At 72.6% G+C, this 15274-nt stretch carries 7 protein-coding genes; 5 read left to right on the top strand and 2 right to left on the bottom strand.

Features of this window, described 5'->3' with window-relative positions:
* Nucleotides 1-50 precede the first annotated feature (50 nt).
* Complete coding sequence (locus tag VSR01_RS09635; RefSeq protein ID WP_326448838.1) at nucleotides 51-2585, top strand: WXG100 family type VII secretion target; 2535 nt, start codon at nucleotides 51-53, stop codon at nucleotides 2583-2585.
* Between the two features lie 683 nt (nucleotides 2586-3268).
* On the opposite strand, the gene VSR01_RS09630 is transcribed toward VSR01_RS09635, so the two are convergent.
* Both VSR01_RS09630 and VSR01_RS09625 read right to left on the bottom strand, forming a co-directional pair.
* A complete protein-coding gene (locus VSR01_RS09630) occupies nucleotides 3269-3967 on the bottom strand; it encodes a hypothetical protein (RefSeq protein ID WP_326448837.1) in 699 nt (232 codons plus the stop codon).
* A gap of 4 nt (nucleotides 3968-3971) precedes the next feature.
* Nucleotides 3972-4910, bottom strand: coding sequence for a hypothetical protein (locus tag VSR01_RS09625; RefSeq protein ID WP_326448836.1), 939 nt, complete (start codon nucleotides 4908-4910; stop codon nucleotides 3972-3974).
* A gap of 1001 nt (nucleotides 4911-5911) precedes the next feature.
* Between VSR01_RS09625 and VSR01_RS09620 the strand changes: the two genes are divergently transcribed.
* Genes VSR01_RS09620 through VSR01_RS09605 form a run of 4 tightly spaced genes read left to right on the top strand, consistent with a single transcriptional unit; the run spans nucleotide 5912 to nucleotide 13681 of the window.
* Nucleotides 5912-6916 carry a toxin glutamine deamidase domain-containing protein gene (locus VSR01_RS09620; protein ID WP_326448835.1) on the top strand — a complete coding sequence of 335 codons (1005 nt, stop codon included), beginning with the start codon at nucleotides 5912-5914 and terminating at the stop codon, nucleotides 6914-6916.
* Nucleotides 6913-9933 carry a hypothetical protein gene (locus VSR01_RS09615; RefSeq protein WP_326448834.1) on the top strand — a complete coding sequence of 1007 codons (3021 nt, stop codon included), beginning with the start codon at nucleotides 6913-6915 and terminating at the stop codon, nucleotides 9931-9933. Before VSR01_RS09620 ends, VSR01_RS09615 begins: the two co-directional genes overlap by 4 nt.
* Nucleotides 9930-12341 carry a hypothetical protein gene (locus VSR01_RS09610; protein ID WP_326448833.1) on the top strand — a complete coding sequence of 804 codons (2412 nt, stop codon included), beginning with the start codon at nucleotides 9930-9932 and terminating at the stop codon, nucleotides 12339-12341. Before VSR01_RS09615 ends, VSR01_RS09610 begins: the two co-directional genes overlap by 4 nt.
* 11 nt (nucleotides 12342-12352) lie before the next feature.
* The gene (locus VSR01_RS09605; protein WP_326448832.1) at nucleotides 12353-13681 is read left to right on the top strand and encodes a toxin glutamine deamidase domain-containing protein; all 1329 of its coding nucleotides are present in this window, start codon (nucleotides 12353-12355) and stop codon (nucleotides 13679-13681) included.
* Nucleotides 13682-15274: the final 1593 nt, after the last annotated feature.

The raw sequence follows: 15274 nt of genomic DNA, 5'->3' as shown, positions 1-15274 counted from the left end.
TCCGCGGCGGGCGCCGTGCTTCGGCATGCCCGGAAAGGCGGGTGGCACGCATGAGCATCATGATGCCGCCGGAGCTGGAGTGGGTGGCCGCCCTGGCCGGCGGCACCTGGCCGAAGGCGGACGAGGACAAACTATGGGCCCTGTGCCAGGCGCACAAGGACTACGCGCAACAACTGCGCTCGATCTCCGAGCGGTTCGGGGACGTGCTCTCCGACGTCCGGGCGGGTGTGTCGGGCGCGACCGCGGAGCAGTTCGAGTCCTATCTGCGGAAGTTCCAGACGAACCTGGAGGACGTGGCGTCGGCCTGCGAACAACTGGCCGACAAGATCGATGAGTTCGCGGTCAAGATCGAGTACGCCAAGCTCATGATCCTGATGACCTTGGCCTCGTTGGCGGCGGAGATCGCCTTCCTCGCCTGGTGGGCCCCCTGGTTGATCGGCCAATGGCTCGCCGCGGGCCGGAGCATCATCCTGGGAATCCTCGCGGAAGTGGCACTGGCCGCCGCGATCGGCGCGGGAATCGGCGGTCTCATGTCCGCGGCGGCCCAGGGCATCCAGTTCGCCGAGGGACACCGGCACCAGTTCGACTGGGGCGATCTCATCATCGCCGTCGGGTCCGGTGCGATCTCCGGAGCCATCACCGGCGGGCTGTTCGCGGGGGTGGGAGCGCTCGGCAAGCCCGGGGAAGCCATCGTCTCCTCGCTCCTCGGCAAGATGGCGCTGGGCGGCCTCGGCGGCATGGCCGGGACGGCGGCCTCGGACGCGGCGTTCGGCCTCGACGGCTCCCCGGGGCTCGGTTTCGTCGCGGGCCTGGTCGGCGGCGCGATCGGGCACATTCCGGCGCTGCGCGGCGGCAAGGGCGGCCCGGAGGGCGAGGGCTACGCCAAGATCCCGGAGATGGACGAGACGCCGCCCGACCTCGGCGGCGCCGTTCCGCGCGTGTCCACCGAGACCCCGGGCCCGCAGACCGCTCCTCCCGAGGGCGCGGGCGGGTCCGGCCCCTTCGACCCCGGTATCGGCCTCTCGGTCGACGGGCCGGGCGGCGGGCCGCGTGCGGCGGGTGAGGGGCGGGGTGAGTTCGACGGTTGGGAGAGTGAGGCCGGTTCGTCGTCCGTCGAGCGGTATGCGCCGTACGAGCCGTACCAGGGGTCTGCCGGGGGCTTCGAGGGGGGCGAGCGCGACCCGCTGCTGGGCGGTTTCCAGGACGAGGATGCGGAGACCGCTTCTTTCTCTGGCGGGGGCGGGTCCCGTCCCTTCGGTCGCGGTGTCGGCCTCTCGGTCGACGGGCCGGGCGGTGGGCCGCGTGCGGCGGGTGAGGGGCGAGGTGAGTTCGACGGCTGGGAGAGCGAGGCCGATTCGTCGTCCGTCGAGCGGTATGCGCCGTACGAGCCGTACCAGGGGTCTGCCGGGGGCCTCGAGGGGGGCGAGCGCGACCCGCTGCTGGGCGGTTTCCAAGACGACGAGGGTACGCCGCCGCCGGTCTCGGAGTTCGGTGACGAGCCCCGAACCCCGTCCGGCACGCCGCCGATCACGTCCGACCTGAGCAGGCCCGCCCCGCCCCCCGCGGAGGGGACGAGGCTGACCGCCGAGGCGCTCGGCCAGGTACCCGGACCGAAGGACCGGGTGGCCGATCGGCTCGACGAGCGCTATCCGGCGAATGGCGACGCGACGAGCGTGGTGTCCTCGCTGGACGACAGGTCGGTGGGGAGCAACGTCGTCGTCTCGGAGATCGATGACGGGGAATCGCCGTCGCGGGTCTCGGAGTTCGGTGACGGGCCCCGAACCCCGTCCGGCACGCCGTCGACGCCGTGGACCGCTCCCGACCGTGGCTTGCCCGGTCTGGAAGGGCCGCAGGGGCCCCAGCCGGACGTGAGGGTGTCCGAACCCCCGCCCTCGGAGGCTCCCCCGCCGGCGGCCAGTCGCGCGGCCTGTTCCACCCTGCCGAGTACCGGCCGATCCCGCCATCCCCTCATGGCTCCTTCGAACCGTCCGCCGGGCAGCCTCCGGAGGCGGGGAGCGCGAGCCTGCGAGGCCTGGACGGCCCGCACACGGAGGTCGAGGTCCCCGCGCCGCACCTTCCGCCGACCGGCGCCGCCGCGGCCGGAACGCACGAGGGCACGCCCTCCACGGCGCACGAGTCCCCGGCGTCGGCGGTGCCACCGCCCTCCCGCGGGGCGGTGCACGAACCCGGGGCGCCCACCGTGTCGGAGCCGCGCGAGCCTGGGGCGCCCACCGCGCCGGAGCCGCGCGAGGTCGAGACGCCCACCGCGCCCGCGGACAGGACCATCTCCCCGGAGCCGCCCGCCGGCATCGTGCCGCAGCCGGGCGGCGGCTCGACGCACACCGGCGTCGGATCGCAGCCGACGCCGCGGACCACCACGACGGGCGGTTCAGGCGCGCCCCCTCGTGCGTCGCGGCCGCCGGAGGACGGCGCGCCGGAGACGGGACCGCGACAGCCCGGCTCGCAGCAGCCCGGCCCGCAGGAGCACGGTTCGTCCGAGCCCGGCGTCCAGGAAACCGACGCGCGGCGGAGTGGTCCGCGCGGGCCTGGCGCTCAGGAGACCGGACCCCGGCAGCCCGAGTTGACCCCCGGCGGGCCGCAGCCGATCTCCGAGGGTCCGCCGCCCGCCCGTGCCCCGATCCGTGGACAGGACGTGACCTCGTCGGATTCCGACAGAGCAGAGTCCGCTCCCACCGGGGGACAGGCGCACCAAGGCGAGGTCGCGCAGTCGTATGCCGCCCAGGCCGCCACGTCTCCGCACCCGGCCCGGACGCCGGACGGCGCTCCGACGGGGCCGACCGGGGCCGGAACCGGGACGTCGTCCCAGGCGCACGGGAACGAGCACCCCGGGTCCGGGAACGAGCACCCCGGGTCCGGGAGCGATCCGTCCGGCGACATTCTCACGCCGCCGGATACCGGTCCGTCTCCGCTCGAGCCGGTGGCCCAGTGGAGCGACTACCGCGCCGGCCGCGACGCCCGTACGAATGAGTTCCTGTACTACTTCCAGCAGGAGAAACCCGGTCATGCGGCCGTGGCCCTGAAGGACGGCTACCGGAACTTCGTCCAGAAGGACCTGGTCAGCGGCCAGTACCTGCCCGAGGACAGCATCGGTCACCGGCAGGCGGAGGAGTACTTCCTCCGCGCCGTCCTCGACGACTTCAAGGCGCGGTGGCAGGCGAAGGGCCCTGACGGCTACCACAGAGCGGCGTGGGACGAAGCCTACGCGCAGCACATGGCGACCGCCGACCGCTACTTCGCCAACGCGTCCTCACGCCATGCCGAACTGGTCCGCATGGAAAAGGATTTCGCCGACGCCGTCGAGCAGGTACGGCAGAGCGACCTGTTCGGAGGGCGGTACCTCCAGGAGGCGGAGGGCCTGCCCAGTCGCGACGACTATGAGACAGACCACTACAAGGACCCGACCTACGACACCGACAACGGCAAGCCGCGTCCCGGCGAGGACGGCTTCGTACCGACGTCGCTGTCCCACCTGCGCGCCGACACCTTCGCGAAGGTCCGCTCGATCGTCGACCGCGCCCACAAAGAGTTCCCCGACGACCAAGCCGCGCAGAGGGGGGCGATCGACGCAGAGGTCTCGGCGCTGCGCGAGAACCTGCCCCAGCGGATCGGACTGCTTGCGGACTCGTCCAGGGAGGTCGCGCAGGCCACGCGGCAGCTGAACGAGATCGTCGACCCCGAGCCCGTCACGGAGCGGCTGCCGGAGCACGTACTCGACGAGGAGAACCTCGCCAGGCTCCGTCAGGAGTTCCAGGACGACATCCACATGTCCTACCAGCGCGCACGGCTGGCCGCCGACGGGGCAGCCGCCCGCGCGCAGGAGCTCGCGCGCAACTGGCAGCAGACCGTCCACGATATGCACAACGCTTTGGACGGTCGGCTCGCGCAATCGGCACGGCCCGGGATCAGCGCGGAAGACCTTGCCGGGCTCCGTCGGGAGTTCGAGCATGACCTCACCATGTCCCTCCAGTGGCCCCTGGGGGAGGCCGAGCCTGCTGGGGCCCGCCCCGGCCGGAATTCGGCGGGGACGAGTCCGGGTGGTCGTCGACGGATACGGAGACGGAGAGCGAGTCCGGGTGGTCGTCGACGGATACGGAGACGGAGAGCGACTCCGGGTGGTCGTCGACGGATACGGAGACGGACAGCGAGTCCGGGCGGTCGTCGACGGAAACGGAGGAATTCGGGGGGAGGAGCTCGCCAGGCTCCGTCAGGAGTTCCAGGACGACCTTCGCAGGTCCTTCCAGCAGGTACTGGAGGCCGCCGATCCGGAGGTGGCAGCAGCTCGCGCGGAGGCGGAGTTCGCGCGCAACTGGCAGCAGACCGTCGGCCGGATGTTCGACACCTTGGGCAGTCGGATCGGGCATGCCGAGTTCCGGCAGTTCCGCAATGCCGATCTGCAGGAGCGGCTGAACGAGGCGTTCGGCTATTACGAGGACGAGTACCTGCGGTCCCTCGACGAGGGCGCCCAGGACCGCCTGACCACCGAACTCACCCACGTCAACGAGAAGATGGTGGACGAGCACTGGTTCGGCCACCTGAAGCAGCCGGACACCCGGGGCCACGTCCAGCCCCGTTGGGACGGTGACGACAACCGGCCCGCCCACTCCTACGACGACAACCGCGCGCAGCTCGATGCCTCGGTCGAGGCGAGGTTCGACCACGAATTCAACCTGAGGCAGGTCCTGGAGGGCGCCGCCGAGGATTTCCATCCTTTGCGCTGGGACGAGGACGTGAAGCTGGAAGCCCCCGTGGGGGAGAGGCTCTCGCCCGCGGACGTGCTCTACAAGGAAACCGCCGACGATTTCCGCAAGGAGACCGTCCGCACCTTCGACAACCTCTTCGCGCCGCATGAGCACAACATCGCCGCATGGCTGGAACACGAGAAGGACCACGAGAACACTTTCCAGAGCACGCTGGACTCCCTCCCGTCCTCCGACCCCCCTCCGGCGCCGCCCGGTCCGCCAGGGCCGGAGTCCTCGCCCGAGTCCGGACCCTCGCCCGAGCCGGAGTCCTCGTCCGAGCGGGAGCCGGAGCCGGCGCCCGAGTCCGGAGCCCCGTCGGAACTGCGTTCTCCCGCCGAGGCCGGCCCCGGCGACGGCCCGCAGTCCGTCCAGACAACGGTCCAGCAGCCGTCGCCGCCGCGGACCACGCCTGTCGCCAACCGCCCCACGGACCACGCCGCCGATGAGCTGCTCCACGAGCCGGTTCCGCTGGAGCAGACCGTGTCCGCCCGCCCCCAGGAGCAGGCGTCGGCCCACGCCGAACCGGAGCCCCGCGCCACCGGTGCCGCCGCCGACCGGTCGCTTCCCGAGGCCAGGAACGGCCGGTCGGATGCGCCGGCGGTCCCTGACACCTGGACCTCCGCCATGGAAGAGGCGATCGCCGGCGCCGGTGGGCAGGGTTCGCCGGCGGAGCGTGTCGCTGCGTGGAAGGAGTACAACGACGCGGTCACGAGCCATGACACAGCCAGGCTCGGCCTGGACCATGTTCTGCCGTACGACGACGTCGAGGCACGTCGGAACATGCGGTCCGGGGCTGCTGATCCTGGTGAATTCAACAGCACGGCGGCGCGGTTGGCCCTTGCCCGTCAGCGATTGCAGGACCTGGGGATGGATCCGGGCGAGATCGAGTCGCGGATCGACAGGGCCATCGACGAGTGGTGGGAAGGAGCGCGACCGGGCGGGGAGCCGTCTGTTTCTGCTGACGGGTCGCCTTCCGAGAACCAGGACGGTCTGGAACAGGCACCCGCCGGGACCGTGCACGTCCCCGTCGAGTCCGGGTCGGAGCCGAGTGCTCCTGTTGAGGGCGGGCTCGGTGAGGGTTCGCAGTCGGTCCAGGCGACGGAGGCGGAGGCCGCACTGGAACCGCACGGAGTGCGGCTGTCGCCGGCCCCGTGCCGCCCGACGCCCCCATCGTGTGGAGCCACGGCCCCGAGGCGCCGCTCGGCGTCGCCCGTTACGACGGCAGCGGCGCCGCGGCCCGGACTCCTGTACCGCAGGACCCGGCCCGGCAGCAGCCCGCGACGTCGTCCGCCGGGGAGCGTTCCGGCACGACGTCGGCTTCGCGGCAGGACGTCGCGCCTGTCCCGGAGACAGCTGAGCAGGCCACGCAGGAGGTCCCGACGGCCTCCCTGGGGCCCTACGCGGCACCGCCGATGCAGTATTCCCATGCGTCCGCGGACAGCGGATACCCCGCCGGCCAGGAATACACGCCGCAGCCGGGCTCCCCGGCCGACACCCTGCGGAGTTTCAGGGAAGGTGATTACGCATCGGGCTGGCTGGAGCGTCCGTCCCCGGAGCAGGAGGCGTCTCTGCAGGCGCATTTGGAGGAGGATTTTCCGCTCGACCGGCGCGGCGGCCATCAGCGCTTTCCGGATCCACGGGGTTTCACCTACGGTTTGGCCGGACCGGTCCGCAGCCTCAACCGCCGTCAACCGCGGAACAGTATCCTCACCGACCTGGGATCCGCCAGCTGGGTCCAGCGGATCAACGGGCGGCAGCCTCGCTCCGGCGCGCGCCGTACCAGCGGCCGCCTGGTCAACTGTGTCGAAGCGTCGCGTGCCTTCATCGCGACCTGGCACGGCCGGCCGACGGTCGCCGCCGCGGTGCTGCGTCCGGACGATCCTGAGAGCCGGAGCACCGGGAACGACCGGACGGCGCAGTGGCTGAACGCCCGGTGGCGGACGCACCACACGAGCGCGGCGGAGGTGTACCGGTCCCTGGCGGACCGGTTGCTGGACAACGGCCACGGCTCTTCGGCGATCATCGCGTTCCGGCACCAGAACGGGAATGCGCACGAATACAACGCGGTCAACTACCAGGGCCAGATCTTCTGGGTCGACGCCCAGCTCGGACGGGTCAGCGCCCGGCCCCTCTACCCGCCGGCGATCTCTTCATGACGATCGAGCTGGACCGGCATCTCCAGCAGATCCAACCCCCGCCGGACTACGCGCAGCTGGCAGCTGAGGCAGCGGGGCACGCCTGGGGGCCGTACGCCGCGCCACCGATGGCGCACGAGGGCGAACGGCCGTCCCGAGTACCGCAGCCGACCTCTTCCGGCCGGGCGGTCCGGTCCGAAATGCTGCCGGAGGCCGCGGAGTTCATCGAGAGCCGGCTCCGCATACCCGATGAGGTGGAGCAGCCCGCCAGCGCCCGTGTCGAAGCGAGTCGGCTGCTCGGACCGATGCTGCGGGACCCTGCCACGGTGGGCCGGCTCAGCGACAACGGCGTCCAGGTGGTGGTCGTGCCACGCGGTCTGCGCGTCACGGACCTGCCCGAGTTCGCCGGCCTTCAGAACCTCACCGCGCACCCCGACAGCGGCGGTGACCGGCCCGTCGACGACCTGCGCGGGCTGACCACCCATCCCGGTCAGGAGGCCTTCGTCGCCATCCCCGAGGAGAACCTCGTCGGCGAGACCGCCGGTGTCGGCCGCCCCGGCGGGCACTACCCCGACGGGTACTCCGCGGCCACGCACGAGTTGGCGCACATGATCTACGAGTGGGGCCTGACGGAGGGTCAACGCGGCCTCATCCGCGCGGTGTACGACGCCAAGCGCGCCGCCGGTCCGGACGCGCAGTGGCCCGACGGTACGCGCAGGCTCGCCGACTCCACGCGCAGGCCCGCCGACAACTACTCCTCGCGCAGTGCCGTGGAGTACTTCGCCCAGTCCGTCAACGCCTATCTCGGCACCAACCACGGCCGCGACCCCTACACCGGCCAGCAGCGCAACAACGGCGCCGACCGGCTGCGGGAGACCGAACCCGCCCCGCTCATCGAGCTGCTGGCCACCCTCTTCGGGTCCACGCCGATCCCCCTGCGGGCTAATCCGATCGCCACCCCTGGGCTGAGCCAGGACGCGCTGGACGCCTACCGCGACTTCGCCCACCTCACCGACACCCAGGCCGCCGTCGCTCACGGCGCCGGGCTGACGGTGATGGCCAGGCCGCGATTCCCGCGCGACGAGGAGTTCTCGACCGCGAACCACGGCTGGCACGCGGGACCCTCGGCCGAGGGCGCCGTGCTGTTGCCGGGGCCCTACCAGCCGGCTGACGACACCTTCCTCGTGGGCGGTCGTTGGCGTGACGCGGCGGGTGTGGCCCGCTGGATCCGGCGGAACACCGCATGGGAGCCGGACGCGCCGGTACCGATGCCGGTGGTGCTGGTCTCGGGGCTGGCGGGCCGTGGTGCTCTGCGAGCGGAGGGGACGCCGTCGTTCGGGAGCCGGGTCGCGCAGGCGCTGGGCTCGCCGGACGCGGTGGTGATCGCGCCGTACGGGCACCCGGTGCAGCTCTCTGCCACCGGGATCACCGCGGGTGCGCTGGAAGCCGCTGGTCCGGGTGCCGTGACCATGCGCACAGGACCGGCCACGGGCTGGATGGAGTCCGGGCCGGAGGGGCGGGACGTCCCGCTGGGGCCGGATCTGGGCGCCGCGCTGCTCGAGAGGCACGGAGTGCGGCTGACCCCGGCCGCCGCGCCCCCGGACACCCCCGTGCTGTGGAGCCACAGGTGGCAGGCCACCGAGGACCTCGGGACGGTCCCGTCCGCCGTCCCCTCCACCGGTCCGTCCGCCGGTCCGTCCGCCGTTGCGCAGACCGCCGCGGCCTCGGCGCTCCCGGTGACGCGGTTCCCGAGCCGGGCCGACCTGACTCTCACCGACCGGGTCACCTGGACGGAGTTGCCGCAGGCCGACGGTACGGCGCCGGCCCGGCAGCAGACGGAGTCGGGCCATGCGGACGGGCAGCGTATGTGGACGAGGCTGCCGCGGGCCGAGCGTGCCGTGCTCGTCCCGGGCCTGTACTGGGCAGGCGGCGACAGGTTCTATCTGGACGGCCGGTGGCGTGGCGCGCGGGAGGTGGCCGGCTGGATCGAGGAGAACACCGCGTGGGAGCGGGACGCGCCGGTGCCGGTGGTGCTGGTGGCCGGCCAGGCGGGCCGTGCCGGTCTGCGGGGGGCGAGGACGCCGTCGTTCGGGAGCCGGGTCGCGGAAGAGCTGGGCTCGCCGGACGCGGTGGTGATCGCGCCGTCCGGGCACCCGGTGCAGCTCTCTGCCTCCGTGATCACCGCGGGTGCGCCGGAAGCGTCCGCCGCGGGGGGCATGACCGTGGACACCGACCCGCGCTGGGGCTGGACGCGGGCCGGGCGGGGCGGGCGGGACGTCCCGCTGGGGCCGGATCTGGGCGCCGCGCTGGACACGCTCGGCGCGTCGCTGGTCCCGGCCTGGCGGACCCCCGAGGCCCCCCTGATGTGGAGCTTCGCAGCGGAGGCGCCGCGCGGGACCGCCCTGGGCTGGGCCGCGGGCACCGGACAGGTGCCGCAGGCCGAAGACGGTCCCCGAACCGGCGAGGCCGGGTCCGAAACCCGGGAGTCCGGTTCGGCGGAGGCTTCGGGCCGCGTGACCGACGAGGCCGCGGCGCGGTCGGCGGCCAGCGAACCGGTCGCTCCGCACACGCTTCAGGACGCCACCGACGGGCCGGCCGATCCGCAGCGCGGTGCGCTGGACGCGGCGGGCCAGGACACCGAGCCGGCGGCAGCCGACGCGTCCGCCGCCGCGGAAGGCGCCCCGCCGTCAGGCCAGTCCGAGACGGTCTCCGCCGGGTCCGTGGGCTGGGAGCTCCCGGCCGGTGTGACCGGCCTGGACCGGCTCCGGCCGCTGGGCCGGATACTCGTCGTTCCCGAACCGGGCGGCGCCGGCGCGGTGTTCGCCTCCCACGTGCACGAACTGACCGACAGCGGGGCCGGCCGGACTTCGCGGCGGTCCGTGACCGGTTCGGCCGCTCCGATGCCTTCGTCGTCCGGACGGCGACCTCGCAGGGAATCCCCTACGTCTTCGGGGCGTCGGGTGGCCTCTGGCCGTCCGGGCCGGAGTTCGCGGCCCTGCTGGAAGCACTGGGCAGGAGGCCGGACCAGCCGGTCGTGATGGTCTATCCCCACGCCCGCCTACCGGAGGAACTGTTCAGTTTCGCCGACGCGGTGGCCGTCGCACTCGGCCAGCCTGTGCACATCACGGTCACCGATGAGCACCTCGGCGGTTCGATCGCATTCCCGCTCTTCCGGGTCGATTACCTCTACCTGCCGCGCACCTCTCAAGCCCACCAGATCGGTACCTTCCCCGAAGCCGACGGCGTCGACGACGCCCGGACCGTCAGGGCACCCGGCGCCTCCTTCCTGCGGGCCCTGCCCCCCGCCGTGCCGGACACGGCGGAGCGGCAGGGCGTCCGGCCATCGACCGAGGGTTACGAGGCGGCGCAGGCGCCTGTGCCGGATTACAGCGATCCGGACGGCTTCGAGCTGATGGCGGCACCCTCCTACATCGGTCATCTGTCCCGGGAGTTCGTCGGGCAGCGCGCGGACCGGGTGGCGCGTGAGGTCGTTCAGGGCTGGCGGCGGTCGTCAGGTGTCCCCGGGCGGCGCAGGTCGGCTGAGACGAGGGCGATCGACCGCGCGGTGGCGCGCCTGCCGCGGTGGCCGGGCGAGGGTGATCTGCGGCAGGTGCTGGCCGCCGTGTCGGCCTGGCGCGCGGCCGAGCCGTCGGACGCCATGCGGTCGAACGCCGTCGACCGGCTGGAGTGGGCGATCGAGTCGCTGTTGCACACGGTGGTCACCCCCCGGCGCATGGTCGGCGCGGTCGATCCGTATCCGACGAACACGATGGACCGTCCGCTCATGCGGTATCCGCTCAGGCCCACCGGGGCAACCGACGGGTTCGACCCGGCGGGTGGCTGGGAGGCGGTCCTGGACGGGTACTTCCTGCCCCCGGACGCTCCTGTCGCGCACGGCGGGACGCTGGTGGAACTGCCCGGTGTCCTGCGCATCAGCGCCGAAGGTTCTGGCGGGACACATGTTCTGAAGGTGATCTCGGAACCTGCCTCTGCCCTGGCGGGCGGGTCCCATGACGGGGTGGACCGGGCGCAGGTGATGGCGGCGTTCGAGGACGTCCTGACCAGGCTGGCCGCCGCACCGCCCAACGCGGGGTTGGCGGCGATCTTCCCCGCGCCGGCCGGGTACCAGGTGGCCGACGCGTCGTCGGGCGTGCCGGTGTGGCAGGACCCGTCGGGCACGGGGACGATGGCGGTCAGCCTCCACGAGTCGGTGCAGATCGGCGGGATCGCGGACTTCATGCGTCAGGTCCTGGACGCGTCCGCAGACACCCCGCAGCAGGCTGCGGACGGCCATGCCGCGCTCGACTTCGCCGACCGGGTTGCGCACTCCTTCCTGGAATGGGCCCAAAGCCACCGGGGACCGGGTTCCGCCCGCACCAACGGAGACTGGCATGTGGTGCGGGACGCGGCGGTGCTGGGCTACTCCCAGAGCGCTGCTGCCGCCCGTGCGGTGCAGAGCGGGTCGGGTCCGGGCACAGCCGCCGCATTCGCCGCGCTGGTCCTCCACGAAGAGCTCGCCGCCGTGCGGGTCGGCCTCGGTCCGGTGGCCCGGGCGTTCTTGGCGGACGAGAGGGATCGGATACGGCAGGAGCTCACCGACACACTGGTCGGGTACGCGGGCGATGAGTTCACCGACGTGCTCGACTGGCGGCTTCCCGTCAGAACTGGTCGCACCTCCGATACGATCGGGGACTTCCTGGACGGTCTGCTCGTGGACGATCTGCTCCTGGACAGCGGGCCGTACACCCAGGCCGGTGACGTGACGAGGGGCGGCGCCGGCTTCCGCGGACAGGACCTCAACATCCCGAGGAGCGTCGGCCGCCGGCTGCAGGCCGTCTGGCTGGAGGCGCCGCACTTCGCCGCAGCCGTCTCATCTCCGGCGGACCTGGCGGCCGACTTCTTCCGACTCGGGCACTGGTCCGTCGACATGCACAATACGGTGCGGAGCCGGTACGGACTGCCTCGTCTCCACGTACCGCCGAGGGATGCCGATACGGGCGGCGACGTTCCCGCCGCCGGCGGCGGCCGGCCCCGGCGCTCAACCTGCAGGGCGAAGACGTCCTGGTCGCCGCCGTCGAGCACGATCTGGCCGCGATGGGCCTCGCCGGCACCGCGGACCGGCAGACCATCCTGGGCCACTACGACAGCGGTCTGCCGCAGCGTCTGCACACCGGCCCGCTCGCGGCGCAGGCGTTCGACATCGCCCGGCGGCTGGCCGCCCGGCCCAGGCCGGCGGCTGACGGCCGACTGGACGGCCGACTGGACGGTCGGCTGGATGCCCGGCCGCCGTCCCAGGTGCCGCCGCACGATCCGCCGGGCTACGAGGAGGCCCAGCACGCGGTACGCCCGCCGGACGCGGATCGCCGGCCGGAGCAGCAAACGGACCGCGCCCCCGCCCCCGTCGGTCTGCCCCTGGCCGAGTCCGCGTCCGACGCTCTCGCGCTGATCGACCGCCCGGTGACCGACGAGTACGGTGCGGACGGTTCGGGCGGTCCCCAGCGCCGTGTCGACCAGCCGCCCGTTCAGGACGACGGTTCGTCGAGTGGCCACTCGGACGTGGAGGACCACGAGGAGCCGCCCGGGTACGAGGCGTCGACCGTGCACGAGGAGCCGCCTGGGTACGACGAGCTGCCCGGGTACGACGAGGTGCTCGGGGACCCACCCCCGGACTCCCCGGAGGGCCCGGGGGGCGCGGGCTATGCGCCGCCGCCCGAACACGCCGCGCCCGAGCGGGGCCGGCCTGTGACGGGAGAGTTCCTCGGAGTCGACATCGACGACGAGGCGCTGGAGAACGGGGCCCTCGCGTGGGAGGCCGAGCCGGTCTCCGGTGTCGCCGGCATGGGGCGAGGCGCGGAACCGACGCGTGCCGACGAGGTCCGCGGCGCGGTGGCGGACCGCCCCCGGCTGTCGCTGACGTCGGCTCAGCTCCTCGGCCGGCTTCGTGCCGCGGTCCGCCGGGTCGCCGCACGCAGCGGCGGCACGCTGTCTCCCAACTCGTGTCTCGCGCTGGTCGAAGAGGTCGGCCGCGACTTCTTCCCGCAGGGCATCGCGCCCCCGTGGACCACTGACGACAGGGTTCTCGGCGGAAGGGGCTCGCGGGCCCGGATCGCACCCGGCGAGGGGTGGACGCGTCCGTCCACGTGGGGAGAGGTGACGCAGGCGCTGCGTGAGGCCGGGCCCAACTCCACGGCATTCATCCTGGTGCAGCGCCCCAACCAGCTGGGCCATGCCTTCCTCGCCCACAGCCTGCCCCGGGGCCCGGTGCAGTGGATCGACCTGCAGCCGTCGGACGGGCGATCCGTGGCGACGACCGCCGAGGCGCCCGACCTGCCTGCCGCGCTGGCCCAGGTCCTGGTCGTGACGAGCACCGGCCGTACCTACGCCGGCTCCAACGGTGCGCCTGCGGGGGTCACCGAGTCCGAGCACCCCGAACTGCCCCACGTCGACCACCCGGTGACCGACGAGTACGGTGCACCGGCCGGCGCCGCAGGCGTCGGCGCCCGCAGGCCGGAGCGCGAGGCCAGCAGGGACAGGCCGGAGGGCGGCAGGACGAGGTCCTGTCTGCGGGAGAACGGCTGCGCGGCCTGGGCGCGGACGTGCTCGCCCAGACCGTCGACGACCTGGCGCCCGGCCGCGTGGTGTGGTCGGACGGGCGGGACTCCATCGAGGTGGCGGCGCCCGAGGAGTCCTCGGTCGGCGAGGGTCCGGGTTGGGACGCGGGTCTGCTGGCGGCGGTGCATGCTGCCTGGGCGGACCACGACGCGCACCGGCCCGGGGTGTCGGTGACCGCGGCGAGGGTGGCCGAGCTGTATGGGCAGTTGCCTCCCGCGCTTCGGGGGGAGCCGGGACAGCCGTGGACCGCCGCGCAGGTCCGGGCGATCGCGAATCTGCTGGCCCCGCCTGGGCTGTACGGCGGGGCGCCCGGCGGGGGCTCGCGCCGCTCGCGCCGGGCGGAATCGGCGCAGGACACCGCCGCGCTCGCCGGCACCGACCACTCTGTCACCGACCAGCACGACACATCGGCCCTCGAAGCAGACGACCCGAACTGGGAGCCGGAGTACGCATCTCCTGATGTACAAAATGCGGAGCGGATAAGTCGTCTGTTCTCCGGCCCGCACGCGACAGTCGGCGTCCTGCCGGCCAGTAGAAGGGACGGTGCGCCGCACTGGGAGGACGAGATCAGGAAGCGGCTGCATGACCTCACCCAACCCGCAAGCGTGGCGGGGCCGCTGGAGGCGGCGGCGCTGGAGGCGTGTGGGCTGCCTGTGGTGCCACGCGGGAATGGCTGGGGCATTACATCCGAGGGTTTGGAGACTCCGGCGGCGGTTATTGATGCAGAGCTTGATGAACAGCGTGCGCGGCATATCAATCTTCTGTTCTTCGGCTCGGAGGACGGGCGGATCGCTTCCCGTGCGGACCCCGGTGTCCTGCCGACCTGGAGCAGGAAGGGTGCGCCGGCCTGGGAGGATAAGACCAGGATGCGGCTGCACCAGCTCACCTCTCCCGATTACGTGGCGGGGCCGCTGGAGGCGGCGGCGCTGGAGGCGTGTGGGCTGCCTGTGGTGCCACGCGGGAATGGCTGGGGCATTACATCCGAGGGTTTGGAGACTCCGGCGGCGGTTACTGATGCAAGGCGTGCGCGGGATATCAATCTTTTGTTCTTCGGCTCGGAGGACGGGCGGATCGCTTCCCATGCGGACCCCGGCGTCCTGCCGACCCAGCACAGGAAGGAAGCGCCGGGCTGGGAGAACGCGATCAGGAGGCGGCTGCACCACCTCACCAAACCCGCAAGCGTGGCGGGGGAGCTGGAGGCGGAGGCGCTGAGGCGGGCGGGGATGCCTGTGGTGCCACGCGGGAATGGCTGGGGCATCAAATCCGAGGGTTTGCGTCGGGAGAATCCGGCGGCGGCTACTGATGCAGAGCTTGATGAACAGCGTGCGCGGCATATCGATCTTCTGTTCTTCGGCTCGGGGGACGGGCGGATCGTTTCCCAGGCGGAACCCGGGCGCATGCCGACCCAGCGCAGGAAGGAAGCGCCGGACTGGGAGAACAAGATCAGGAGGCGGCTGCACGACCTCACCAAACCCGCAAGCGTGGCAGGGCCGCTGGAGGCGGCGGCGTTGAGGCGGGCGAGGATGCGTTTGGTGCCACGCGGCAAGAGGAAAGAGGGCTGGGGCATCAATTGGGCGGGGCCTGGGGGAATGGTTCCCGAGTCTGCCGAGGCCGATGTTTCGTCGGGTGCGGCGGGCGCCGCGGAGGTCTCCTCTGCACCGTTCGCGCCGCATATCGAGGTCTCGGCTGGCCATGGACCCGTCGTTTTCCCCCTCGCCCATCACGGCGGTGGTCTGCTCGATGCCGTAGCCGCCGCGACCGTGCTGA

This window comes from Actinacidiphila sp. DG2A-62 (assembly GCF_035825295.1).
Lineage (GTDB): Bacteria > Actinomycetota > Actinomycetes > Streptomycetales > Streptomycetaceae > Actinacidiphila.
Note: the sequence above shows the minus strand (reverse complement) of the source record. Positions and strands in the feature narration are given on the sequence as shown.